Below are 25188 nucleotides of genomic sequence, written 5' to 3'. Positions count from 1 at the left end.
CCTTCTCAGCGGGACGCGGACTCGGGCGAGGCCGGCGTCGCGGCGGCGGTGTCCGCTGCTGCGGATGCAGGCGCCATGGGGTCCGGTGCGGTTTCGGTCGGCCAGCCCGCAGCCGGCTGGCTGGTCGACGGCTGGCCCGCCGACGGCTCGGCCGGCGGTGAGGTCAGCGGTGCGGAGGTGTCCTGCGGGGTGGGAGCTGGTGCCACCGGCGGCGGTTCGGCGCCGCGCAGCGGGGGGGTGCTGTCCAGCGAGGAGACCTCCCACCGCCCGGCCCGTGCGGTCAGCCGCAGCGGGTAGGACAGCATGCGGATGCCGTCCGGGCCGGATACCCGGATCGTGGCCAGTACCCGCAACCGCTGGCCGTCCGCGGGCGCGGGGGCCTCGTTCGGATCGTTGTTGGCCGCAGGGGCTGTGTCGCGGGCGAGACTGACCAGCTCCACGCCGGTGTAGGGGGCGGGAACGATGGAGCGCACGCCCGCGCCCGGACTGCTGTACCGGGCGACCTCTCCGTCGCCTGTCAACAGCGCCGCGAGGAAGCGCCGGACAACGTCGTTGACCGGGTCGTTCAGGCCGACGTCCGCACCGTCGAGGGCGAGGTTCGGCGAACCCGAAAGAGTGGGCGGGCAGGAAACCCGATCCGGTAGCCGGGTGGCGGCGTACCCGCTGGGCGAGCCGGTCGGGTCGACCCCACCGGCGATCGCGTCTCCCCGGGCCAGCAGCGACACCTGATAGCAGGCCAGCACATCGCCGGCGGGCCTCGGCGTCGGCACGGAGTCCTGGGCGCCGGCGAACCCGTCGGTCTCGCCGGTGCCTCCGGTGCCTCCGGTGCCTCCGGTGCCTCCGGAGCCGGCACCACCCACCGAGGCGGTGGCCTGCTCGGTGACGGCGACAGTCACGGCCCAGTAGCCGGGCGCGGTCTCCGCGGAGCGAAGCGTGTAGGTGGACATCATCGTCGGGCTGGCCGCGACGGGCGTGACCTTGTCCAGTGCCGGGACGCCCGGGTAGAACATCCGCAGCTGGTCCTCCTCGCCTTCGCCGGTGCGCAGGTAGGTGGAGACGAACGCCTCGGCCCAGCCGGTCGGGCCCACCGGGGAACGGACCGTCTGCGGCCGAGCCGAGGTGGCGTCCGCTGGTCGGGTGAACCAGGCCGCGAGACCACCGATCGCGCCCGTGCCGACCAGCAGCCAGAGCAGCGCCGAGGCCGCGGTCGTTAACCGGGCGGCATGGTGCGACGAGCGGATGACGGCCGACCCGGAGTCGTCGTCTGGTTCCGCGGCGGACGCGTCGTCGTCGGGTTCCCTCCGCGGCTGGGAGAGCCCGCGTGTTCGGACTTTCGTCATCGCGTCACCTCCGGCGGGCAGGCCGGCGACGGGTGGGTCTCATGGTCGTCTCCTGTGTTCGAACGTCGAGCGGGCGGGCAGTGGAACGGGCACAAGGAACTGCCCGGCTGCCCGGGAAAGGCACGCGCGGCGCGGCGAAACGGACATCGATCCCGTCGCCATGCCCACCTCGAACCGAGCTGGCCGCCGATCGCGGCACGGGCGGCGTGGGCACCTCAGGTCCGATGCGCGAGTTCGATATCGGCGACGTCGAGGAGAGGGACGTCCCGGCGGTCGCCGGGCTGGTGGATGGGGACGAGGCGAAGCACGTCGGCCATGACGCGTCGCTCAAGGCGCCGGCTGTACAGCCGCGCGACGACACAGGCCACGGCCAGCACGCCGACGAAGATCCCGAGAGCCGGCCAGGCGGCGACGACTTCCCGACGGCGCAGCGCTTCCAACACGAGCAGGGCGACCGGGTAGGTGGCCGCGGCCAGCGACCAGCAGATCCGGTCGCGGGTCTCGTGGCCGCGGGAAGCGCGGATGATCTCTCCCGCGGCGTCGTCGATGCCGGCGTGCAGGCCGATCCGCAGTCGAGTCACCCGACCCGACCAGGTCAGCTCCGCCGTCGCCTCGGTGCCCGGCACCCAGGCGATCGGCGGCACCCTGTCACCCTCGCTGGCCAGGGCGGCCACCACGTCGACGAGGGCCGGTTCCGGCCCCGCCTGCGATGCCAGGGCGTCGGCGGCCCCCGGCGGGAACTCGATGTCAGGAAGGCGCGGAAAGACGGACAGATCGGGGACCCAGCCGGTCGACGGGGTGGACGGCATGAGCGGTGCTCCTTCGCGGGCGATGGGTGGTTTACGGCGAGACGCGGTTCGTTGATGTGCGGCCGGGGCGGGGCCAGCGAGGGATCAGGCAGCCACGGCCAGCGGCCAGCGGCCAGCGGCGCGGGCGGCGGTCGCGAGGGTCGCCTCGGCCCGCTGGCGGCGTCGGCGGACGCTGGCCGCGGCGATCCCGAACTCGTCCGCCAGCTCGTCCGGGCTGTGATCGGCGAGGCGGGTGCGGGCGATGAGACGCACCGCGTCGGCGGACAGCACGCCCGCGCGCAGCGCCCAACGGAGAAGGTCCACGAGGGCCTCGGTGTAAAGGAGATGCTCGTCCGGTCCGGTGTCGGAGGGGATTTCGGTCAGGGCGTTGTCGTCCCCGGACAGCCGGAGCGGGTGGTCGCCAGCGCGGGCGTGGGTGACCTGACGGGTCAGTCGGGTGCGGACATCGTTGAGGAGGTTGAGATTCGCCGGGCCGCGGCGGGTCCGCCAGTGGTAGTGCCGGATTCCGGCGATAAGGAGTTCCAATGCGATGGCGGCGCATTCTTCCCGGTCCGAGACCAGCCAGAGGCTGCCGCCGTCGGGGAGCTGGTGCATCCACCGGGAACGAGCGCACAACGCCTTCAGACCGGGCAGCAGAATCTGCGTCAGAAGGCGTACCGCGAGATCCTGGTCGGCGTCCCGGCTGGCCGGCCGGTGACTCTTCTCTGCGGCGCTGGGTTCGGGAAAGCCGGACGTAATTCGGGTAAGGGCAAGGGTCACTGCACCGACTTGCTCGTAGTCGGCGAGGTTCTGACCGGCGGCCAGGATGCTTTCCGGGGAAGCCAGCTCACGGAGAGCCGGGTCCAGGGTGGACCAGTGTCGGGTGGCGGACCGCAGCCGGGGGCTGGCCGCGAGGTGCGCCCATTCCATTTCCAGCGCGTCGAACACTGCGATGCGCCGCCATGTGGGGGAGGTCTGCATCAGGGCTCCGTTCTCGAGTCGGTCGAGGTTGTGGAGCCACTGTCGTCAGCGGTGTTGCCGTTCTGATTGCTCACGTACCTGGTTGCCTACGTCGTAGCCGCAGGCAACTCACCGAGAGAGTTGGTTGCCCGGTACAGATTGATCTGTGGTTCCCCTGCTATGCAGGCCAATGAGCCATCAGCTCTATCGGGGAAGCGCGCCAACCGTATCGAGCGGTGTCACGCGGATTTCGGTAGCTGTGGAGAGGCGTACCGGTTGCAGTGGAAGTAGCTGGGGGACACCGGCAAGGGCGAACGTTCCGGTCCAGGTCACCGTGACAGCGACCCGGAAATATCCCGGTCTGCTGTAGCGGTGCGTCACGTCGACTGCGCTCCCACCCTTCGCGGCCAGCGCCATGTTGGATGTCGCCTCCGCTGTGCCGTCGCCGAAATCCCAGTGGTACCGCGGGGAAGCATGGATAGTGGCCGCCAGTGGTTCAGCTGTCCTCGTCGTATCCCCCGAGTAGGTCGAGGGTCCGTTCGCGTGAAAGTGAAATCCGGGTCGGGCGAGACCAGGGGTCCAGGTCGTGGCCGTGATCGAGGACTCCGGCAGCAACGTCTCGCGCATGATTTCGGTCAACGCCGTTTGAACCTGGGCCAGCGGAACCGGGCCGTCAACGAGCAGGTAGTTGCCGCAGCCGGAGACGGTGCGGTCATACCCCGCACGCTCGTCCGGGCTCATCGTGGGGTCGGGACCGACCGTGGTGAGTAGATCGCAGACCGCGGACGGGTCGGCGGGACAGCTGACGTCACAAAGAGTCGTGGAAGGCGTGGGCGGTACAGGGACAGGGACAATCATTCCGTCTCTGTAGCTGTACTGATAACGGTAGCCACCGGGTGCCGACTGGAGAGCGCAGGTCCCCCAGAGGGTTCCGGCGCACGGCGTGGTTGCCACGGGTCCAGGGTCAGCCTTCACGGGCGCAACACGGACAGCCATGCCTGTGGCGGCCAGAACGACGATCGCGGCCAAGGCCCGGCCGCGCCGCCAAGGTCGCCGAGACATCCGAGCGCACCGGAGTGGAACCAGTCGTAGCGACGGTGACATCCATCGGGAGGCGTTGTGGGTCATGGTCGAGGAAGGCGCCGGGCAGCCTGCGGGCGCGACGTGACCTGATGCCAGCGACGACCGGTCAGCGGCGGGTTGGTGCTGGTTGCTAGTTACCTACCCGACGTTGCTCAGGTTCCCGACGTTGCCCAGATTGCCCAGGTCTCTGAGGTTACTGAGGTTGCCCGGGCCGCCTGAGTTGCCTGAGTTGCCTGAGGTGCCTGAGGTGCCTGAGGTGCCTGAGGTGCCTGAGGTGGCAGTGCCTCCGGACGGTTGCCGAGGCAACGTTGCCGGAGGCTTTGGACCAGGTTGCCTGGGCATGCGATCAGGCCGAGGTGCGGAGGTTGCCCGCGGCCGGCGGAGATCACCGCATCGGCGGGCGAGTCCCGATCACGAAGGCGAAACGGTCGGGGAACGAGAGCATCGACTCCGGATGGGCGAGGTCGATCTCGCCTATCCCCGCATCAATCTCCGCTGCGTCGAACGTCGAAAGGATAGACATGTAACGGCCGCGTACCATTTCGAGGTAGCGTTCTTTCGGAACAGTCAGCGCGAACTCTCGATATTCGATGCCTGCGGACAGGCCAGCCCGGCGAACGTATGCGGCGATCTCTTCCGGGTCCGGCTGCAGCTCCTCGAACCTCCGTAGGGCCTCGTTAAACAGTGGATAGCGAATCTGGGTGGGAAGCATGATGATGAGCAGGCGACCATCGTTGACGAGGAGTCGGCTGAGGCCCGTGATGGTCTGTTCGCGGTCGGCAGGAGCGACGTGGTGAATGACTTCCTTGAGGAGGATCGCGTCAATGGAACGAGGTCGGACCCGCGGTCGGACGGTCCCCGTGCGCACACTGCCGAGCTGCTCGGCCGAGGCGAGGACCGGATGAATCCCGGCCGTCGGCTCGACCCGATCGAGCATGGCCGCGGACGGGTCGGCGCACAGAACGGGTTTGACCGGTCGGACCGCCCGTACGAGCTGGCGTGCGTACAAGCCCGTCCCGCAGCCCACGTCGAGGATACGATGATGGGGCCGAAGCGCGAGTGACTCCGCAACCCTCTCTGTCATCCACCTCACGAAGGTGTCACTGTGGGTCCAAAGTTGATCGTAGGTGGCGGCGAGGCGCTCATAGTGCCGCGAGCTTGTGGATGTCATGGTTTACTCGCTTCCTTGCGGCCAAGTCATCGCCGACCCAGAATTCTGTCATGTTATTTGTCTCCGTATACTGCTATGAACCGTCCAATCGCTGTCCAGAGTCCGTCAGCCTCGGGCGGGAGACGGCCTTGCTGTCGCCAGGCATCCTCGATGCGTGCGTGCACCGCATGCAGGGTGTCGGCGTTCTCACGTGCCAGCTCACGAAAAATTACTTCAGCAGTGGATTTCTGCGTGGCGGGACCAGGCGCGCGTTCTTCCGCGGTCTCCGGTGGCTCATCCGCTCCGAGGGCGGCGAGGCGCGGGGCTGTGGGCACCGCGTAGCGGGTGCCGGCCTTGATGGGCAGCACGGGAAACTGATTTTTGCGAACCAGCTCGTATGCCTTGGTTCTGCCAATATCCAGAATGCTGGCTGCGGTTGTCAGATCGGTGGTGATGCCGAGCGCGCGCACGGCCTCGGGAGTCCATCGGTGTCTATCGGCGGTGGCGGCCATCGCGGTCCCCTTCTGCTGTCAGTGGTCGTGACACTCGTCCTATGATGTCGGTATCAGATCAGGTGATCTGGCGGAGCTCGTCCCCGTGGTCAAGGGTGGTCCGTTCGCCGTTGCCGCCTCACCACCGCTAGAGGCGCGGCACGCCTGCTTCTGCAACATCTGGTGCCACCCGAACATCTGGTGCCACCCGAACATCTGGTGCCACTCGAACATCTGGTGCCACCCGAACATCTGGTGCCACCCGGCGCCGAGGGGCACCCGATGTCTCGGCGTCATCGATCGGACTGGAGACGGACGGACGTTCGCCGCGGGTTCACCAGTCCGAACGAGGGTCGGTAACCGGTCACGGAGGGTGGTGCCGGCACCGTGCCCCGCGCCTGCTCCGCGGCCGAACTGGCTCCCTCATGATCGAACGCGAATGTCGGACTTCGGCCATCGGTCCGGTGTGAAGCCCCTGACCTTGGGGTTTGGCCACCGTGGGTGGCGAACGTCCTGATGGACGGTGGTGGGCGGACTCGTCACCGCCGATGCCGGGCCGGGGAGCTGACGGAAACGTCCTGTCTCTTTGTGACCGAACGTTCTGGCATGGACACCTCATGCCGCTCTGTCCTTGAGCGTGTGGAATCCTCACGGCGGGCCGAAGCAGTCCGCCGTGCTCAGAAGCGGCGCGGGTCCGGCCTTCTCAATCGCCGGTGTCGCATGTTTCACACAGCTGAGGGGAACTGGACAGGTGCGAGTCTCGAGGTTTCGCCGCCGTTGGGTGGCGGTCGGCGGATGCGTCGCGGCGCTGACGGTGGGCCTGACCGCCTGTTCCGGCTCGTCGAGTGGCTCCGACGGGGTCAGCTCGTCCGCCACGGGGTCCGCCGCCGCGTCGCGTTACGCGACACCGCTGAAGGGGATCTGCCCGTCCACCGTCGTCATTCAGGCGAACTGGTGGCCCGGCCTGCCCGACGGTTACCTGTATCAGCTGCTCGGCGCGAACCCGACGATCGACGTGGGTAAGAACCGGGTCGAGGGACCACTGGGCGACACCGGCGTGCGGCTGCAGGTGCGTGCCGGCGGACCGGCGACGGGTTTCCAGCCGGTGACCTCGCTGCTGGCCCAGGACGACAGCATCCTGGCCGGCTACGTGGGCACCGACGAGGCCGTGCAGGCCTCCGCGAAGCAGCCGACGGTCGCCGTCCTCGCGCCCTACGAGAAGTCTCCGCTGGCGCTGATCTGGGGCGACCCGGCGTGGAAGTTCACCAACGTCGCCGAGATTCGCCAGTCGGGCGCGACGGTGCTGGCCAGTGCCAGTGGAACCTCCTTTCCCGACGTCTTCGTCCGGGAGGGGCTGCTGACCAAGACCCAGGTCGACACCTCCTATCAGGGATCGCCGGACCGGTTCGTCGCCGCCGACGGCAAGATCGTGCAGCAGGCGTTCGTCACCAACGAGCCCTATCTGCTCGAGCACGACGTCAAGGCGTGGGGCCGGCCGGTGCAGTACCACCTTCTGCAGGACGAGTACCCGGCGTACATCTCCGCACTTGCCGTCCGCCCGGACAAGGTGTCGAGCCAGCGTGCCTGCCTGGCCAAGCTGGTGCCGCTGCTGCAGCGCGCGCAGCGCGACTACGTCGCCGATCCGGCGCCGGCGAACCAGCTCCTGCTGCGGGTCGTCAGCAAGCTGCGCACGGGCGGGTTCACGCTATCGCCGGGGCTGCTCGCCTATGGCAACGCCACGCAGAAGAAACTCGGACTGATCGCCAACGGCAGTGACGGGGTGCTGGGCAGCTTCGACGCGGCCCGGGTAGAGAAGCTGATCGGCCGGCTGGGACCGGTCTTCGCGGCGAAGGGCGCCGCACCGAAGCCGGGGCTGACGGCCGCGGGCCTGGTGACCAACGAGTTCCTCGACAAGACGGTGACGCTGAAGTAAAGAAACCGTCCGGGGCACAACCGCCCCGGACGGTTTCTATGATCAGCGTCGGCATCGTTGGCCACCCCCGCGAGGGCTGCGAAGGGAAAGTTACCCATGGGTGACGGTTCGGTACCCGTTGTTGACATCACCGTGCCGCACTCGGCGCGGGTATGGAACTACTGGCTGGGCGGGAAGGACCACTATCCGGTCGACCGCGAGTTCGGTGATCGGCTCTACGAGCTGCTGCCCGAGATCGTGCAGATCGCCCGGCAGGCTCGGGCCTTTCTCGGCCGCGCGGTCACCCACCTCGTCGGCGAGGTGGGTATCCGGCAGTTCCTCGACATCGGCACCGGCCTGCCGACGGCCGACAACACCCATGAGGTGGCGCAGCGGATCGCCCCCGAGTCGCGGATCGTCTACGTCGACCATGACCCGCTGGTCCTGGCGCACGCGCGGGCGCTGCTGATCGGCTCGCCCGCGGGAGCCACGAACTACATCGACGCCGACGTCCGCGAGCCGAAGAAGATCCTCCAGGCCGCCAGCGAGACGTTGGACTTCACCCGACCCATTGGGCTGATCATGCTCGGGATCATGGGAAATGTGGCTGATCTCGACGAGGCTTACGCGATTGTGCGCGAACTGCGTGACGCGCTTCCCGCCGGCAGCTATCTCGTCTTCAAGGACGGCACCTACGCCGTGATGGGGCAGGACCGCGCCGAGTCCATCCACTCTCTCCACAAGGACGAGAAGTTCCCGTACCACATGCGTACCCCCGAGCAGGTGGCTCGTTTTCTCGACGGTTTCGAACTTGTCGAACCGGGTCTGGTCTCGACGCCGTTATGGCGGCCTGATCCCTCGGCCGAACCGCCTGTGCCGATCGACGACCTGTGTGGCGTCGGCCGGAAGCTCTGACGTGCGCCGCCCGGTCGCGGGGCGGGCGTCAACCGACGTGGTGCGACGCTGTTTCCTCGATGGCCTTCGCCGTGTCGCCGGGCGCCGTACTGCGCAGCGTCAGGTTGTCCATGGCGAGCATGTAGCGGGTGAGGTCCTCGGGCTTGTCGAGGTAGATGGCGCCCGTGAGATGCTCCAGGTAAACGACGTCGGCGATGTCGGGCTCGCCGAACCGCAGAATACTGAAAGCGCCGCCTTCGGCAGGGTGGGCGCCGATGTGCAGTGGAGTCACCTGGATGGTGATGTTCGGGTTCTCATTCATCGCGATCAGATGCTCGAGCTGGGCGCGCATGACGGCCGGTGCGGCGACGGAGCGCCGCAACGCGGCCTCGTCGATAATCGCCCACAGTTTGGGTGGATCCGGCCGGTCGAGAACGGCCTGCCGACTCATCCGCGACTGCACCCGGCGCTCGATGATGTCGGCGCCGCCCGGATGGCGACCGCCGGCCATGACGGCACGGGCATACGCCTCGGTCTGCAGCAGACCGGGGATGAACTGAATCTCGTAGGTCCGGATCAGGATCGCCGCTTCCTCCAGGCCGAGGTACGGCTGAAACCATCCCGGCACCACATCCGCGAAACCCTGCCACCAACCTGGCTCGTTGGCCTCGCGGGCGAGCTCCAGCAGTGGCGAACGATCCTTCTCGTCCGCGACTCCATACAGCGTCAGCAGGTCAGCCACATCACGTTTCTTGAAACTGACCCGGCCCAGTTCCATGCGGCTGATCTTCGAATCAGAGGCCCGGATGTTGTAGCCGGCCTCCGCCCGACTGATGCCCTGCGCTTCCCGGAGTCGCCGTAGCTGCGTGCCCAGTACGACGCGGCGCACGATCGGCCCGCTCGCCCGTTGCAGCGTCATTTCCCTCGCCCTCTCCGGCCGCCTCGCCGGAAGCGTACCGGATGAATGCGGCATCCCAGGAGGGCGTGCCCGGCCACGCTCCACGTCGGAGCTACTATCGGCTCAGGAAAGGAGGCCGGCATGCCGGCGATGCGCTTCGATGCCACTTTCGGTAACGCAGCCCGGACGGTCTTGCCGGCGCTTGCGGAGTCGTTCGCGTGACCGCGGCGGGTCGGGCGGCGCGGGCGGCTGGGCCGCCGCTGGCCGTGCTCGCTGCCGTCCTCGGCGTCTGGTACGCCGTGACCTACCTCGCGCTGGCCCCCCGCCGCCGCTTCCTGCTGCCGCCGCCGCACACGGTCCTCACCGACGGCTTCGGGGACTGGACCACCTTCGGCGAGACCCTGCGGGGACTGGAAACGACAGCGCGGGTGGCGCTCACGGGGCTGGCCATCGCCACCGTCCTCGGGATGGCCTTCGCCGTGCTGATGAGCCAGGCCGGCTGGGCCGAGCGGTCGTTCTACCCCTGGGCGGTGGTGCTCCAGACGATCCCGATCCTCGCGATCGTGCCGCTGATCGGGTTCTGGGCGGGCTACGGATTCTGGTCCCGCACCGTCGTGTGTGTCCTGGTCGCGCTGTTCCCCATCATCACCAACACCCTGTTCGGGCTCCAGTCGACCGACGCCGGCCAGCACGACCTGTTCACCCTGTGCCAGGCCAGCAGGTGGACGAGGCTCGTCCACCTGGAGTTCCCCACCGCCCTGCCCGCGATCTTCTCAGGGCTGCGCATCTCCGCCGGCCTGTCGGTCATCGGCGCCATCGTCGGCGACTTCTTCTTCCGGCAGGGGCAACCGGGCATCGGTAGCCTCATCGACGGCTACACCCAGCGACTGCAGTCCGCCCCGCTGTTCGCGGCGATCATGGTGGCCTCCCTGTTCGGTCTGACGGTGTTCTGGCTGTTCGGGTTGGCCGCCCGCCTGAGCATCGGCGCCTGGTACACCCCCGGCCGCCGGTCGTGACCGCCCGCGCGGCGCGTTACAGCGGGATGTTCCCGTGCGAGCCGCGGCGGGCGGGGGCGGTGGCGAGGGCCTCGGCGATGCGGCGGCGGCTGTCGGCCGGGTCGATGACGGCGTCGATGACGCCGAGGTCCACGCCGCGGTCGATGCCGCCGGCCGTGCGGGTGTGTTCCTCGACGAGTCGCTTCAGCAGCGCGGGCCGTTCGTCGTCGGAGGCCGCGGCGAGGGGCTTGCGGTGCAGGATGCCGACGGCGGCCTCGGCGCCCATGACGGCGACCTCCGCCTCGGGCCAGGCGAGGACGGCGGTCGCGCCCAGCGAGCGGGAGTTCATCGCGATGTACGCCCCGCCGAACGACTTGCGCGTCACCAGGGTGACGCGGGCGACGGTGGCCTCCGCGAAGGCGTAGAGCAGCTTGGCGCCGCGGCGCACGACGCCTTCCCACTCCTGCTGCACGCCCGGCAGGTAACCGGGCACGTCCACGACGACCACGAGCGGAATGCCGAACGAGTCGCACATCCGGACGAACCGCGAGATCTTCTCGGCGCTGAGCGAGTCGAGGCAGCCGCCCTTGCGGATCGGGTTGTTCGCGATGACCCCGACGGAGCGGCCATACAACCGGCCGAGGCCGACCACCGCGTTCGGCGCCCACCGGGCCTGGAACTCCTCGAATGGGTGCCGGCCCTCGTCGAGCAGCCGCAACACCAGCGGCCGGACGTCGTAGGCCCGCCGCGGCCGGTCGGGCAGCAGCGACTGCGGATTCGGCCGGCGGTCCTCATCCGGATCGAGTGCCGAGAGACCGCCCTCGTCCGGGCTCGCGCCGCCGCCGGCCAGCAAGGTGGTGATCCGCCGGGCCCGGGCGAGCGCGTCGCCCTCGGAGTCGGCCACGACGTGCACGACGCCGGAGCGGCGGCCGTGCGCGTCCGCGCCGCCGAGGCCCTCCATGTCGATCTGTTCGCCGGTGACGCTGCGGACGACGTCGGGCCCGGTCACGAACACCCGCCCGGACGGCGCCAGGATGACGACGTCGGTCAGCGCCGGACCGTAGGCCGCGCCGCCGGCGGCCGGGCCCAGCACCACCGAGATCTGCGGGATGCGCCCCGAGGCGTGGATCATCGCCGCGAAGATACGGCCGATCCCGTCGAGGGACTGCACTCCCTCCCCGAGGCTCGCGCCACCGGAATGCCACAGCCCGATGACCGGGCGCCCGAGTCGCAGCGCCTCCTCGATGGCGGCGACGATCTCCGCTGCCCCCTCGGCACCCAGCGCGCCGCCCATCCGGGTGCCGTCGGTGCAGAAGGCGATCGTCACCTCGCCGTCGATCAGCCCCCGGCCGGTCACCACCCGGCTGCCGGGACTCAGCGGGAACGGGCTGAAGGAGCCCGGATCGAACAGGTGGGAAAGCCGGCGGTGAGGGCTCCGGACATCCTGCTCCGGAACGGTCACCTGGACTCGTTCGCCGCTCGCTACCTCCGCCATGGTGCCCCTTCCCGCCCGTGCCGCCGCCTCGGCGGGTCAGGCTGGATCGTCGCGAGTCCGCGCGCGGGTGCCGGCGTCTACGCGAGGTCGGATTCGTCCTGTCCGGTGGGTGCGCTCCGATGGGAGTCGGGGCGTTCCTTCGATGTCTACGCGGGCCCAGATTCGTTCTGCCGGCGGGTACGGCCCCATGATGGCGGGGTGGCCTTTCGTTTCGCTTTAATGCACCTCAAGGCGATGACGTGCGGCCGGTGCGGGCGGAAATCGGCCCAGGTCAGCCGAGAGTGAACCCGAGAAACTCGGCGGCCTCGGCCGGGGTCGGCTGGTTCCAGAACCGCTCGTAGTTGTCCATCGAGCACATCGACCGCGGCTCGGCCCGGTCCAGATACACCACACCGCCGAGATGGTCGGTCTCGTGCTGGGCGATGCGCGCCGGCCAGCCGGCCAGCTCGTGGGTGTGGGCGGTGCCGTCCCGGTCGAGCCGCTCGAGCCGGACCTGGTGATGACGGGACACCACCGCGGTGTAGCCGACCATGCTCAGGCAGCCCTCGTAGAACGCGCGGCGCTGCGTGCCGATCGGCGTGACCACCGGGTTGACCAGTTCGAGCAGCGGCTGCGGCCAGCGTTCCCGCACCTCGGCGAGTTCGGCGGGCACGGTGGCGGGGTCCTCGACGACGGCCAGCGCGAGCGGGATGCCGATCTGCGGCGCGGCCAGCCCGACGCCGCGGCCGGGCAGATGCTCGCGCATCGCGTCGAGCAACCGGTGCAGCAGCTCGTCCGGAAGCTGGCCGTCGTAGCGGAGCGCCGGCCGGCGCAGCACCGGCTGGCCCAGCTGAATGATCGACCACGGTCGCGGTGCGGCGAGCACGGCGTTGACGAGGTCCACGAGCTGGTCAGGCGATGCGGTCATCGGAGGCGTCCGGCGGTCACCCGCTCATTCCACCATGGCCGGTCCGCCACGCCCGACCGTCAACCTTGAGCGGACGGGCCTCGGTCACCACTACGTCGGCACCGAGCACATCCTGCTCGCCCAGCTCGCCTTCGAGGACGGCTCGGGCCTGCTCACCGACCTCGGCCTCGACCGGTCGGCGGTCGAGGCACAGGTCGCGAGCGCCCAGGCCCCGATCGCCGGCTCCGACGCGTAAGCGGCACGGGGCGGGGCGGGTCTCCCGCCCCGCCCCGGTCCGTGGGGGGAGGATCACGCTATGACAGAGCGCGCCATGACAGGGGCAGCCAATGATCCCGTGCCGGCCCCCGTGCCTGACCCGACCGCGCGCGACGGCGCGCCAGTCGAACCCGCCTGGGACGCCGTCGGCGCCCGCAACCCCGAGTGGCTGCCGTGGGTGCGGGAGCTGCACTCCCTCGCGCAGGCCGGACTCGCATACTCCCAGGACCCGTTCGACCTGGAGCGCTTCGAGCAGCTGCGGGCACTGACCTACCGGATCGCCGCCCGGTGCGCCGATGTCACGGTGCCGGTGGCCGAGCGCATCTTCGGCGGCGAGGTCGGCTACCAGACGCCCAAGGTCGACGTGCGGGGCGTGCTGTTCGAGGAGGACCGGATCCTGCTCGTCCGGGAGAAGGAGGACGGCTGCTGGTCGATGCCCGGCGGCTGGGCCGACGTCGGCCACAGCCCGGCGGAGGTCGCCGTCAAGGAGATCAGGGAGGAGGCGGGCCTGCTCGCGGAGCCCGTCCGCCTGCTCGGTGTCCTCGACAAGCGCCGGCACGACCATCCGCCGTACCCGAACGACACCTACAAGATCTTCATCCGGTGCCGGATCGTCGGCGGTGCGCCCGGCGCCGGCCTGGAGACCTCCGACGTCGGCTGGTTCAGCCGCGACGCGCTACCGCCGCTGTCGTTGAAGCGCAACACCCCCGCCCAGCTTGCCCTCATGTTCGGTTTCCTGACCGATCCGGCGGCGCCCGCCCTGTTCGACTGACGATTGTGGTAGGCCGGCGGACGTGGACACCGGGTGCGAAACCCGGTGCCGGGCCTGCTCGTATGATTCATTCAGCATGAACGGTCCGCGGTGCATGAACACGGGGGAATTGGCATCCGATGATGGCGGGCAACGAGGATCCAGGTACTTCGCAGCACGACCTGCTACGCGATCTGGTGCCGGTCGACGACCGGGATGAGCAGCTATCGCCCGTGCCGGTCCAGAGCGAAGGCGCGGCGACAACCGGTTTTCCGCCCGACGCGCCTGGAGTGGCACATCAGCAGGAATTCGCGGCGCCCACGCAGCAGCCGGAGCCCGCCCCTTCGGCCGCGCCCGGCGTTGTCCCGGACGTTCGTGACGTAGCCGCTGAGCTGGTTCTGCTGCGTGCAGCGATCGACCAGCTATACACCCAGTCGGAGCGGCAGGCCACGCTGGTCGACCGACTGCACGAGGAGAACGAGCGGCTGCGGCGCGGCGCTTTCGAGCAGATCGTCGATCCGCTCGTCCGGGACCTGATTGCGCTGGCGGACTCCTGTCTGCGAAATGCCAGCGCCTGGCGAGGGAAAACGGAAGTCACCCCCACCGACCTGGATCGGGTGCTGCGCGATATCGCCAGCGACCTGTCGATGATCCTGGACCGCCAGGGCGTCGAGATCTTCGCGCCTGAGCCGGGTTTACCGTTCGACCGCAGGCAGCATCGGGCCGCCCGGGTCCAGCCCACGGAGGTGGCGCCGCACGACGGACTGGTCGCCGAGACCCTTCGTCCCGGCTATCGCAGCGGGATACGGATCCTGCGATATGCCGAGGTCGTTGTGTACGGCCTCGTCGCAGCGCCGTAGGCGGGTTCCGCCGGTAGGCCGGGTGGACCGGCGGGCTTTGTCTACTCCGCCGGTCCCACGGCGACGGCTACTGCACCGAAGGCGGCCGGGTGTAGGACCAGGCCACGTAGCTGATGATTGCCACCAACACGGCGGCGGTGGTCACCACGAGCAGCAACGCGGCGATCCGCCGCCCTGTCACGATCGGGCGGGGTACCTCATCCATCAGCGTGGCCTCCTCGTTCCTGCGGCTGTGAGCAGCCAGATCACGGGCTCGCTCGGTTCGTCGTTGCGGAACGTGACGCCCGTGCGCGTGCTGGCGTGGTCCTGCGGGTCGAACGCGTCCATCGCGCTGACGGCGAAGTAGCCGACCTGCGAGAAGGAACTCTCGATGCTGGTGACGAGGGAGCGCTGGCCCACGGTCGAGGTGAGCCAGTCGCGTACCGCCGCCGACCGTTCGGCCCGGTCCGCCGACGAGGTCCCGCTCGTGCGCAGCTTCTCGTAGGGATGGGCACAGTCGTCGAGGCCGGTCAGCGCGTCGGCCTTCGTCAGGACGACGGCGACCGGCTGGGCGATCCGCCGGTCCACCGGCGCCTTCAGGTGTTCGCGCAGGCTCTGCACGAACCGGCCGAAAACCTGCTCGGGGTCGACGAGGGACGGCCGTACGTCGGTCAGGAGCCGGGGATCGGCGGCGCCGCGGACGGTGGGAAAGGCGAACGGGTCCACGACGAGGACCGGGCCGGCGGTGTGGCCGAGGAAGTGGAAACCGGCGAGACCACCGCCGAGCCGGCTGCCCTCGGGCACCTCACCGGAGGGGTCGTAGAAGTAGAGCAGACGTCGCCGGACCGTCTTCGTCCAGCTGACGAACACGGTGTAGGCGTGTACCCGCCGGGCCGCGTCGGTCGCGGGAATCGAGGACAGCGTGCCGACGCGCAGGATCGCTCGTGCCTGCGCGAACGCGGCCAGGCCGGGTTCGTCGGTGAACTCGAAGTCGAAGTCGGGTTCCCGCCGGGCCCGGGTTTCCATCCGCGCGATGGCGGACATCATGTAGACCGTCTTGCCGGCCCGGCGACCGGCGACCACCGGGATGTGGAAGGTCGGGGCGGTCATGGCCCGGTTCGGCAGTGCCTCCCGGCAGTGGTTGCAGTAGGCCGGCAGTTTCCATTTACCGCCGGCGAGCAGGGTCGGCAGCACCTGGCCGCATCGGCAGAGGCGGTGGAAGATACCCAGCGAGCCGGGTACCAGGCGTTGGTGCATCGCCGGCTGGGCGGGTGGGCAGCGAGGGCACTGGTAGATCGGCGCGGTGACCCGCCGATGGCAGGCGCGGCATTCGAGGGTGATTCCGCGCAGGAGCAGGGAGAGCCGCTCGAACAGACGCATCACGCCGGCGACGATCAGCGAGCCCAGGACGGCGAGGGCAAGAACGAACAGATAGAGAACCGACACCGCGGCGGCGAAGACGGCGGCGACGGCGAAGCCGGCACACACGCCGACGAGCGCGCCCAGGTAGGGCCCGAGACCGGCGAGCCGCATCCCACGCGAGGTGACACGGAAACGCATGTTCTGGATCTGCTGTAACAACGCCACCCGGGGTCGGCCCGAGTGCTGGTCGGCCGGGGGTCTCGCCACGCCGATGATCCGTTGGCGGCCCTGCTGCCAGGCCGCTTCGACCGCGAGCGAGTACTCCCGAAACAGTGGGCCGAAGAAGTAACTACGGTAGGCAGGTTCGTGGGTCTGCTGGTCGGGGGGCTCCGGTGGCGGCGGAAGGATGCGGATCCGCTCCAGCGGTATGGAACCGCGAAAGACGGCGTTGGTCGTGAGAGCGCACTCCACGAGAAAGAGCCATCCCGCGTAGCAGGCCGCGAGAACGAAGGCGGTGGGTGCGAGAAAGGCGAACGACAGGTACACGACGCCGCAGGCCAACGCGAACATGAACAGCGGATAGATGACTTACCCCCCGAGCGGAATCATGTGGTTGTGCCCTGGCCGTCGTCGCGGCGGGAGCGGCGGAGCCGGCCGATGAGCGTCCGGTGGTGCCGCGACCGGTAGGCCCGCCACCATCGCGCCCAGTCGTCGTCCCAGCCGCGGTCGAGCGTGCCGGGCAGGGCGGAGCACAGCTGCGCGGAGGCGGTCCCGAACGCCTTCTCTACCGCGTCGGCCTCGCGTCGGTGCAGCCGCGCCACCGCCTCCGCGAGCGTCTCCCGCATGAGCTGCGCACCGAACGGGTCGCCTCGATCGAGGGCGTGCCAGACGGCGATCATCCAGACCGCCGTCTCCGGCTGGCCCGTCAGCACCGCTCCCGCCCGCCGGCTGTACGCGGCCTGGAACGGCAGCCCGCCCGCCTGCGCCAGCTCGCGCAGCAGACGCAGGTGGTAGGCGGGGTCGGAGACGCTGAGCAACCAGGCCGCGACCGCGTCCATCAGGCGGCCGCCGATGGCCTGCACCACCTCCGGATAGTGGTCGACGGCGTTTCGGGCGAGTCCCTCGGCCGTCTCGTCCGCGCGTGGCATGCTCCGGAAGTAGCCGTCCAGCCGAATGGCGTCGACGACTCTGCGCTGTGCCGCGGCGAGGCTGCCCCTGGCCTGCTTGTCCGTGCCGAGGCGGTTGGCGAGCCGATGGTCGGCGCCGCCCAGCCCGGCCGGGCCGTGGGCGTCGGCGAGGAGGCGCTCGACGGCACGGGTCGCGAAGGACGTGCCGGCCGCCGATCCGGCGTCGGTCTCGGCGAACATCTCGTGGATCCCGGCCAGTTCCGCCGCGGTCGGCAGCAGATCGGCCGGCCACAGCTGATCGGTCAGCAGGCCGATTGTGCGTGCCGCCGGCCGGCGCGAGGATCGTCCCAGGATCTCGCGCAGCGCCTGGAGTCGGTCGCTTGTGCCGGTCCGGGCCCGCGCGATGGCCACGGCGAGGCCCAGCCCCGACGCGGGCTGCGCGACCGGTGCGAGGACAGCGACCGCGGCCGCCGGCAGCACCGAGGTGAGGGCGAGCAGCTCGTCCTCGCCGCGCGGACTGAGGGCGGCGGCGAGCCGCCCCACCAGCGGTTCCAGTGCTGGCCGCGCCGCGATGGCACGCCAGACCTCGTCCGCGGGGTCCCGGCGCAGCACCGACCCGATCGCGTCGGCGATCCGGCGTTGTTCCGCGGCCGGGAAGAGAGCGGCGAGCGTGACCGCGGTCAGCGCGGCGTCGACGGGCCCCGTCGCCCCGGGGGCCGCGGCCGAGAGATGCTCGTCCGCCTCGGCGAGGACCTCGACCAGCCAGCCGGAGACGACGTCGTGCAGCCAGGGGTGCGACAGGTCGGGCAGCCAGAGGCCGTTCTGGTCGCCGGGTGCCGCGCCGGTAGGCGCCCGCGCCGCCAGCACACCCGCGAGGTAGGCGCGCTCGACGTCCGGGGGCAGCGCCCGCCCGCCCGCACCGACCTCGCGCAGCATGGCGGACCAGCGCCGGGGCTCGGCGAGTGGCCGCCCGTCCGTCACCGCCCGGGCGAGATGCTCCAACAGCCGGTCCGTGCCGAGATGCGGCAGGCGGGCGAGGACGAACTCGGCGGCGTCCGCGAGCCGCTCGGCCGGGATGGCGTTGCCGACGAGGAAGCTCCACCCGTCGGCGAACTGGTCGTACTCCTCGGCGCTCAGCGGCGGCCGCACCTGGTCCGCGGTCCGGACGAGGTCCGCGACCTGGGCCTCGTCCGTCTCCCAGGCGTACCTCACGACCTGCGCGTACCGGGACGCGCCCGCGGGCGGGTCGGCCTCGTGCCGGCCGGCGGCGTCCGGTTTCGGCGCCGGTCGCGTCCCGGTGAGGTCGACGACGACCGGCTGGTCGTAGGGGTTGGTGGACAGCCTGACGTCCGGTGTGGTCGCGACGAGCAGGAACTGGGTCTCGCCCGGGGTCGCGGAGAACGTGGTGAACGGCAGATCCAGGGCGTAGGCGCGGGGCAGCGAGCGGAGAACCGCGCCGATCCAACCGGCCGCCTCGTCGGAGCCGGGGCAGACGAGCAGCACGCGCCGTTGGTCCGCGACGGCGCCGCGGACCGCGGTGAGTACCTCCGGGAGCCGGGTCAGCCGGCCGCCGGCGAGCAGGAACTCGCGGGTGCGCCGCGGCTGGGCCAGCCGCCCGGCGGCCAGCTGGTCGACGGTCGGGAGCGAGCCCGACGCGGGCGACCTGCGGGACCACACCCGGGCGTCCCACAGGTCGATGGGCAGCAGGTCGCCGAGTTCCTCGACGTCGTCGAGGACGAGGCTGTGGGCGAAGTAGTTGCCCTGGCGTCCGGTGAAGTCCGCCCCGACATAGACGCTGCGGAACACGAAGACGGCGTCCGCCGTGCGCAGGTACCCGAGGCTCACCGGGCTGCGGCTGAGGTCCTCCTCGGTGGGGTCGAAGGGGAAATCCGGTGGTACCCGGTAGACGCCCAGCCCGATCGCGGTGTCCTGATGGCGTTCCTCCAGGCCCGGTGTGACGGCACTGACCTGGAAGCCCTGGACGCCGTCGCGGCCGGTCTCGGTGGAGGTGTAGTGCAGCTGGCGGATCATCGCTTCCCCTTGGCCCGCGGCACGAACCCGAACCGGGACAGCAGCCACAGCAGCGGATCCTCGACGCGCAGCGGCCGGATTCCCGACGGGTCGAGGTGACCCTCGCTGCGCGGTGGGGCTCCCAGGGCGGAGATGCCGAAATACCGGCTGGTGGTGAAGGCCGAGTCGATGGTGTTGATGAGGCCCTCGCCGTACCAGCGGTGGATCCAGGCCCGGACCTCGTCGTGCACCAGCTGGCCGTCCGCCTCGTCGTAGCCGCCGTCGTGGTCGGCCTGGCGGCGCAGCGCCGACTGGTCGGGCAGGACCGTGTCCAGTGTGTCGATCTTCGAGAGCACGACCGCGAGCGGCTTGTCGATCCGCTGGGTCGGGGAGAGCCCGCGCTGCTCGCGCAGGAGTGCGCCCAGCCGCTCGACCACGTCGATCTGGCGGGTGCTGGAGGTGGGATACACCGTTGTCTCGACGGCCTCGCGGACGTCGGGCATCTGCAGGGGGTCGACGATCAGCACGATGCCGGCGGCCGCGTCGAGGTAGCGGGCGAGGCGGTCCATCGCCTTCGCGGCGAGCACGTCCTCACCGGAGGTGTCCAGGAAGACCATCATCGCCAGCGCCAGCCGGCTCCCGCGCAGCCGCCGGATGGGGATCCGCAGCGAGAACAGCAACGGCCGCAGGCGCCTGGACACCCGCAGCGAGTCGGTCATCCGCAGGGTCTGGTTGTCCTGGAACAGCGGAACCCGGAAGACCTCGTCGTAGTGTGCGCGGGACTGGTCGCCGACGAACTCCACGGCCATCCCGTTGAACTTCGTCCCGACCCGGGTCTTGAGCTCCCGGACGAGCACCCCGACGTAGACGCTCTTGCCGGAGCCCGAGGCGCCGATGAGGGCGATCGGCCGGCTGCTGGCCGCCGTCCGTACGTAGTCGTATTCAAGATCGTTATGGCAGTGCGGGCAGATCCGGGTGAGCGGGGCCTGTCTACCGTGCGGACACCGACCGTCCTTCTGCGCCTGGTCGGCGGTGAAGGCGAGCGGACGCCGAAGGCCGGGCCGGCTCATGCCGTTGAATTCGCTGAGCGGGGTGTCGACCTCCTCACCGCACTCGTCCGGGCACCGCCGGGCCAGCTCCTTCACGGTCGTCGACTCCCAGCAGAACGGGCAGTTCAGGCGTGCCATGGCTATCCCTACGACGGGTCGACGACCGAGACGGCCGCCTAACGGATCTCGAGATTTCCCGGGTTGGCGGGGATCAGTTCGACCGCGCCGGACGAGCGGCTCGCGGGGAAGACCCGCAGCTTCAGCGGGCGGGCGAGGTGGCGCAGGGCGTCGAGGGTGAACCCGGCCTCGACGCGGGTCGTCGCCTGGTCCGCGGGGCTCGCGAGCGTCAGCACGGATTCGCCGTCGGCGGCGTCCAGCGGTGGCAGCCGGGAACCGGCCACCAGCACCACGTCCGGCGGCGGCGCGCCGTCCAGCGACTCCACCACCAGCCGCAGCCCACCCCCCCGCCCGCCCCAGCGACCACCGGTGCGGCGCACGTCGTAGCTGATTCGCCGCCGTACCCCCTCCTGCGCGACGGCGGGGGAGCCGTACACCTCCCGGCCGCGCACCCGGGCGGTGGCGCAGACGAGGAAGGTGTGCGATCCCGGTGGCAGCCGCAGGTCGACGCCGTCCTGCTGGTAGGTCGCCCGGGTGTAACGGCGGAAGGAGGCATCCGGGTCGCCGGGGCCGCTGGGGGCCGCGCCACGCTTCCAGCCGACGAGCACCTCCGGTGCCTCCCCGGGCCACTGCCAGGTCAGCCGGACGGACTCGCCGCCGAGGCGCTGGGCCCGCAGCCCGCGCACCGGGGGCAGCCGGGTGTCGACGCGGTGCGGCGTGCCGACGGCCGCGAGGCCGTCGAGGACCGTCAGCGGCACCAGCCAGTACTGCCGGCCGCTCGCGGGTACCGGTGCGTGCAGCTCGCCGTCGGTGGCGGGCGCGGTGGTGACCACCCGGGTGCCGGCATCCTGCACGGACAGGACGGGCAGCACGGCGCCGGTCCGCAGCTCAGGCGTGCTGTCGAACTGCCGGACCTCGACCGTCCCACGCGGCGGCGGTGTCCAGGTGATGGTGAGCGCCCCCGCCTCGGCGCCGGCGACGAGGTCCTCGACCGGCCTCGGCTGGACGCGGGTACCGGCCGTCGCCTCGACGCCGCCGCTGGCCAGCTCACCGCTGGCCAGCTCACCGCCGGCCAGCTCACCGCCGGCGTGGTTCCGGTACAGCGCCTGGATCCGGTAGGTGTACGGGACGTCGGGTTCGACGGCGCGATCGCGAAAGCCGGTCGGTTCCGTCGCGACCGGGGTCGTCGCCGCACCCGGACGGGAGCGGAGGACCCGGGCGCCGCTCGCCCCCCGGGGCAGCCGCCAACTGCCCGCCACGAAGTCCGCCCCGCCCCGCAGCACCACGTCCCGGGCGTCCGGCAGGAGGACCACGGGTTCGGCGCTGGTGGCTGGTGTGTGGGACGGCTGGCCTTCCCGCAGGGTGAACACGCTGTAGAACAGCGGCTGGCCGGCGGGTGGATCGGCGTCCAGGTACTCGCCGCCGTCGACGTCGAGCGCGATCTCGACGGCGGCGTCGGTGTCCGGGCGCACCTGGCCGCGGCTGCCGTGCACCTCGCCGGGCACCCGCAGCACCCGGTAGGTGATCGCACCCGTGCGTGCGGTGCTGGGCGTCCAGCGGATGACCGCACCCTCGCCACGGGCCCGCACGGTCACCGAGCCCGGCGGCGCCGGGCGACAGCGGCGCATCGCCTGGTCGATCTCGGGCTCCGCGCTGATCCGCGCGATGCGCTGGTACTCCGCCAGCGCCCCCTCCGGGTCGGTGGCCTCCAGCTCTCGGGCCTGCTCCAGGCGGGCGTTCACGTCCGCGATCTGCGCACGCAGCCGGTCACGCTGCTTTTCCTCGGCGGGTTGCAGCCGTGTCTGGGCGTCGAGCAGGCTCACCGCCGTCCGCGGGTCGCGGGCCGCGACGGCCCGTTCGACGGCGGCCCGCCAAGAGGACCCGGCCGAAGCCGGGAACCGGGCCAGGCACATCGCCGCGTAGGCGACGTCGTCCGCTGCCGTCGGCATCCCCCAGGCCGCGAGCGCCGCAGCGACCGGGGGATCGGCAGCGGCGCGGCGCACCGCGTCGAACCCGAACGGGGCCTGCGTCAGCAGCTCGGCGCGGAGCTCCGCGGCCAGCAGCCCGGCGAGCTGACCGTCCCGCGTCCACGTCCGCACCTTCGCCAGCACCCGCTGTTCGGCGGTGAGTGCCTCGTCGTTCACCGCGCGGCGCAGTTCGAGGCGTCGGTCCTCGAGCTGCCTGTCCGACGGCGCCAGGACGGTGAAGCGGTCCAGCAGGTAAGCGCGTAACGACCGCGTGTCGAGCAGGGCCAGCTCGGCCCGGGCCTTGTGGTAGTCCGCAGGCGGCTCGAGGTCCTCGCCGAGTCGGGCCGGTTCGCGCACGACCCGGCCGAGCTCCGTGACGACCTCGCGTACCTCGGTGCCGGTGAAGGCGTGCCCGAACCGGCTGACCAGCGAGTCCACCAGCGCGGGGGGCGCGGCGGGGAGGTCGCGCAGGTCGTGTTCGAGGGCGGTCCGCAGCGGGCGGCGGGCCGCCAGGACGGCGTCCCGATGACCGCTGCGCAGGACGTCGTCGCGCAGCAGCGCGGCCGCCTTCTGGTGCCCGCGCTTGACCACCTTGGCCGCCACGCCGTAGGCGCCGCTGTTCTCCTGCTGGTTGATGGCGGCGAGCACACCGCCGATCGCGGCCTCGATCGACGCCGTATCGGCCACCCGGGGCGGGAGCAGGTAGGTGCGAAACAGGTTGCTCGTCGGGTCCCAGCCGCGGCTGACCGGACGCAGCACCTCGCGCTGGAACCTCGTCCTGTCCAGGCTCCACGGTGTCTCGCTCATCGCGGTCTCCTCCGCCGGCGGCGCGGTCCTTCCTGCCGGTCACCGCCGTCCTGATCCACCGTCGTCGCGCTCGCCGGTGGCACCCACCCGTCCCGGCTCATTTGATGATCTTCGGAAGCGGCTTGACCTCCTCCTCCGGCGGAGTCGCGCCCGCGATCTTGACTTCGACGTGGAGGTCTTTGCCGGTCGGGCCGACCGCGTGGACGCGCAGGATCGACTCGTCGCCGAGCGAGAAGGTCACTTTCAGCGGCTGGCCGGCCGGCTTGCCGGGCGGAAACCCGGTCAGGCTCGCCTTGGCGAGTTCCTTGTTCACGCTGACGACCTCGGACAGCTCCTCCGTCGTCGACTCGTACACACTGATCTCCACCTCGGTCTGGTTGTCGAACAGGGTGTGGTAGGTGTCGAGGTGTTCGACGGGGAGCGCGTCGTTCGGCCGGATCTGCCAGGAGATGTGGCCCTCCTGGTCCTCCTTCGAGCCGAAGGTGCGCAGGCCGTAGCCACGGGACGTGATGTTGACGATCTTCGGTACGGTGCCGCGCAGCCCACCGGCACCCGACGGGCGGGAGTTCGGGCCGCCGCCGTAGTTCTCCTCGACCTTGCTCGCGGCGAACAGCGCGGCGCCCTTGGCGACGATCTGGTCCGGGTCGGACAGCCTGGGGTCGGGCAGGTCGGGGAAGCGGCTGCGCAGCCGTTGCGCCAGCCGGGACCCGATGATCGGGGTGCGGGACATGCCCCCGACGAGGATCACCTCGTCGATGCTGGCGACACCCTTGTCCCGGGCGGCGTCGAGCACGGTCTCCGTGCGCCGCAGGGTCTGGTCGACGAGCTCCTCGGTCAGCTCCTCGTAGGCCTCGCGGGTGAGGTCGAACTTCGCGCGCTGCGTGTTGGCGGTGATGCTCAGCCCGTACTTGGTCCGCGCGGTGAGATCGCGCTTGACCGCCTCCGCCTGCAGCGCGATCGCGCCGAGGGCCTCGGCGTCCTCGCGCGGGTCGCCGGCGTCGGGGCACTGCTCCTCGAAGCGCTCCAGGAAGTGGTCGATGAGCCTGCGGTCCCAGTCGGCGCCGCCGAGGTCGCGGTCGCCACCGGTCGCCACCGCCCGGATCTCGGCCGGGGACACGGTGATGATCGTGACGTCGAACGTCCCGCCGCCGAGGTCATACACCAGGACGGTGCGTTCCTTGTCCTTGTTGAGCAGGCCGTAGGCGATCGCGGCGGCCGTCGGCTCGTTGATGATGCTCAGCACGTTCAGCCCGGCGCGTTCGCCGGCCTTGCGGGTCTCCTCGCGCTCAGCGCCGCCGAAGTAGGCGGGCACGGTGATCACCACGTCGGCCACGGGGCCGGACCCGGGGACCGGCAGGTCGAGCGCGACCAGCGCGTCCTCGACCAGCTGCCTGAGGATGAGGGAGGAGATCTGGGAGGGGTAGTACCTGCGGCTGTCGATCTCCAGGAAGAAGTCGGGCTCACCCAGGTGCCGCTTGATGTGCTGCACCACGCGGTCCGGCTCGCGGTTGAGCTCGTTCTTCGCCGCCTTGCCGACGACGACCTGGCCGCTGTCCTCGAAGTAGACGACGGACGGCGTCGTGTACTCGCCCATGCCGTTCTGCAGCGCTACCGGCTTGCCGTATTCGTCCAGGTGCGCGACGCAGGAGTACGTCGTGCCGAGATCGATGCCGAGGGTGGGTCGCTGGGCCATGTCGTGCCTTCCATGTGGAGGTCATCCGTCCCGGTCCAGGGCCGCGTCGCGTGGTGCGGCCGGGGAGCGTCAGGACCTGGGTGGCTCGTCGTCGAAAAGGAAGTCGGTCGAGATCCGCCGGATCGTCCCCGGTGGTGGCCGGTTGCCGTCGGGGGAACCGGCCCCGCCGGGCGGGCCCTCGGCGTCGACTGGGTCCTCGGCGTCGACTGGGTCCTCGGCGTCGGCCGGGCCAGCGGCGTCGGGGTCCTCCCGCGCTCCCGGGCCGCCCGGTCGGGGCGGGCGTTGCCCACCCCAGCCG

21 protein-coding genes and 1 pseudogene are annotated in these 25188 nt (G+C 70.6%); 6 read left to right on the top strand and 16 right to left on the bottom strand.

Going from position 1 to position 25188, the window contains the following annotated elements; translation table 11 throughout:
• Nucleotides 1-5: 5 nt before the first annotated feature.
• The 6 genes from MXD58_RS01980 to MXD58_RS01955 form a co-directional block, all read right to left on the bottom strand.
• The gene (locus MXD58_RS01980) at nucleotides 6-1340 is read right to left on the bottom strand and encodes a hypothetical protein (RefSeq protein ID WP_248840536.1); all 1335 of its coding nucleotides are present in this window, start codon (nucleotides 1338-1340) and stop codon (nucleotides 6-8) included.
• A gap of 215 nt (nucleotides 1341-1555) precedes the next feature.
• The gene (locus MXD58_RS01975) at nucleotides 1556-2149 is read right to left on the bottom strand and encodes a hypothetical protein (RefSeq protein ID WP_248840535.1); all 594 of its coding nucleotides are present in this window, start codon (nucleotides 2147-2149) and stop codon (nucleotides 1556-1558) included.
• Nucleotides 2150-2233: 84 nt separating this feature from the next.
• Entirely contained in the window at nucleotides 2234-3109 is an 876-nt protein-coding gene (locus MXD58_RS01970; RefSeq protein WP_248840534.1) for a hypothetical protein, read from the bottom strand.
• 183 nt (nucleotides 3110-3292) lie between these two features.
• Nucleotides 3293-3829 (bottom strand): PKD domain-containing protein, encoded by a 537-nt coding sequence (locus tag MXD58_RS01965; RefSeq protein WP_248840533.1) that lies wholly within the window; start codon nucleotides 3827-3829, stop codon nucleotides 3293-3295.
• A 727-nt stretch (nucleotides 3830-4556) separates the two neighbouring features.
• Entirely contained in the window at nucleotides 4557-5255 is a 699-nt protein-coding gene (locus tag MXD58_RS01960; protein ID WP_248840543.1) for a class I SAM-dependent methyltransferase, read from the bottom strand.
• 140 nt (nucleotides 5256-5395) lie between these two features.
• Nucleotides 5396-5833 carry a hypothetical protein gene (locus MXD58_RS01955; RefSeq protein ID WP_248840532.1) on the bottom strand — a complete coding sequence of 146 codons (438 nt, stop codon included), beginning with the start codon at nucleotides 5831-5833 and terminating at the stop codon, nucleotides 5396-5398.
• Between the two features lie 760 nt (nucleotides 5834-6593).
• Here MXD58_RS01955 and MXD58_RS01950 point away from each other — a divergent pair.
• Nucleotides 6594-7745, top strand: coding sequence for a substrate-binding domain-containing protein (locus MXD58_RS01950; RefSeq protein WP_248840531.1), 1152 nt, complete (start codon nucleotides 6594-6596; stop codon nucleotides 7743-7745).
• Between the two features lie 96 nt (nucleotides 7746-7841).
• Nucleotides 7842-8639 carry an SAM-dependent methyltransferase gene (locus tag MXD58_RS01945; protein WP_248840530.1) on the top strand — a complete coding sequence of 266 codons (798 nt, stop codon included), beginning with the start codon at nucleotides 7842-7844 and terminating at the stop codon, nucleotides 8637-8639.
• A gap of 28 nt (nucleotides 8640-8667) precedes the next feature.
• Here MXD58_RS01945 and MXD58_RS01940 read toward each other — a convergent pair whose 3' ends face one another.
• Complete coding sequence (locus MXD58_RS01940) at nucleotides 8668-9537, bottom strand: Sco1979 family transcriptional regulator (RefSeq protein ID WP_248840529.1); 870 nt, start codon at nucleotides 9535-9537, stop codon at nucleotides 8668-8670.
• A gap of 197 nt (nucleotides 9538-9734) precedes the next feature.
• On the opposite strand from MXD58_RS01940, the gene MXD58_RS01935 reads away from it, so the two are divergent.
• Nucleotides 9735-10532, top strand: a complete 798-nt coding sequence (locus tag MXD58_RS01935) for an ABC transporter permease (protein WP_248840528.1) — start codon at nucleotides 9735-9737, stop codon at nucleotides 10530-10532.
• Between the two features lie 16 nt (nucleotides 10533-10548).
• On the opposite strand, the gene MXD58_RS01930 is transcribed toward MXD58_RS01935, so the two are convergent.
• Nucleotides 10549-12006 carry an acyl-CoA carboxylase subunit beta gene (locus MXD58_RS01930; RefSeq protein WP_248840527.1) on the bottom strand — a complete coding sequence of 486 codons (1458 nt, stop codon included), beginning with the start codon at nucleotides 12004-12006 and terminating at the stop codon, nucleotides 10549-10551.
• A gap of 271 nt (nucleotides 12007-12277) precedes the next feature.
• Nucleotides 12278-12913: a peptide deformylase gene (locus MXD58_RS01925; RefSeq protein WP_248840526.1), complete on the bottom strand. Its 636-nt coding sequence runs from the start codon at nucleotides 12911-12913 to the stop codon at nucleotides 12278-12280.
• A 34-nt stretch (nucleotides 12914-12947) separates the two neighbouring features.
• Between MXD58_RS01925 and MXD58_RS01920 the strand changes: the two genes are divergently transcribed.
• From MXD58_RS01920 to grpE, 3 genes are all read left to right on the top strand, one after another.
• Nucleotides 12948-13148, top strand: coding sequence for a Clp protease N-terminal domain-containing protein (locus MXD58_RS01920; RefSeq protein WP_248840525.1), 201 nt, complete (start codon nucleotides 12948-12950; stop codon nucleotides 13146-13148).
• A gap of 60 nt (nucleotides 13149-13208) precedes the next feature.
• Nucleotides 13209-13940, top strand: a complete 732-nt coding sequence (locus tag MXD58_RS01915) for an NUDIX hydrolase (RefSeq protein ID WP_248840524.1) — start codon at nucleotides 13209-13211, stop codon at nucleotides 13938-13940.
• Nucleotides 13941-14059: 119 nt separating this feature from the next.
• A complete protein-coding gene (gene grpE / locus MXD58_RS01910) occupies nucleotides 14060-14779 on the top strand; it encodes a nucleotide exchange factor GrpE (RefSeq protein WP_248840523.1) in 720 nt (239 codons plus the stop codon).
• 67 nt (nucleotides 14780-14846) lie between these two features.
• On the opposite strand, the gene MXD58_RS01905 is transcribed toward grpE, so the two are convergent.
• The 7 genes and pseudogenes from MXD58_RS01905 to MXD58_RS01875 form a co-directional block, all read right to left on the bottom strand.
• Complete coding sequence (locus MXD58_RS01905; RefSeq protein WP_248840522.1) at nucleotides 14847-14984, bottom strand: hypothetical protein; 138 nt, start codon at nucleotides 14982-14984, stop codon at nucleotides 14847-14849.
• Entirely contained in the window at nucleotides 14984-16690 is a 1707-nt protein-coding gene (locus MXD58_RS01900; protein ID WP_248840521.1) for a TRAFAC clade GTPase domain-containing protein, read from the bottom strand. Before MXD58_RS01900 ends, MXD58_RS01905 begins: the two co-directional genes overlap by 1 nt.
• A 35-nt stretch (nucleotides 16691-16725) precedes the next feature.
• Nucleotides 16726-19278, bottom strand: coding sequence for a GAP1-N2 domain-containing protein (locus tag MXD58_RS01895; protein WP_248840520.1), 2553 nt, complete (start codon nucleotides 19276-19278; stop codon nucleotides 16726-16728).
• Complete coding sequence (locus MXD58_RS01890; RefSeq protein ID WP_248840519.1) at nucleotides 19275-20444, bottom strand: TRAFAC clade GTPase domain-containing protein; 1170 nt, start codon at nucleotides 20442-20444, stop codon at nucleotides 19275-19277. Before MXD58_RS01890 ends, MXD58_RS01895 begins: the two co-directional genes overlap by 4 nt.
• Nucleotides 20445-20482: 38 nt before the next feature.
• Nucleotides 20483-23197, bottom strand: coding sequence for a hypothetical protein (locus MXD58_RS01885; RefSeq protein ID WP_248840518.1), 2715 nt, complete (start codon nucleotides 23195-23197; stop codon nucleotides 20483-20485).
• A gap of 97 nt (nucleotides 23198-23294) precedes the next feature.
• On the bottom strand, nucleotides 23295-24890 hold the full coding sequence (locus tag MXD58_RS01880; RefSeq protein WP_248840517.1) for an Hsp70 family protein: 1596 nt from the start codon (nucleotides 24888-24890) through the stop codon (nucleotides 23295-23297).
• A gap of 69 nt (nucleotides 24891-24959) precedes the next feature.
• Nucleotides 24960-25188 (bottom strand): annotated as a pseudogene (locus tag MXD58_RS01875) (hypothetical protein); the annotation flags it as partial.

Source organism: Frankia sp. AgKG'84/4 (assembly GCF_023242965.2).
In the GTDB taxonomy this organism is placed as follows: Bacteria; Actinomycetota; Actinomycetes; order Frankiales; family Frankiaceae; genus Frankia.
The sequence above is the reverse complement of the archived record's forward strand: the minus strand, read 5'-3'. Positions and strand labels throughout refer to the sequence as shown.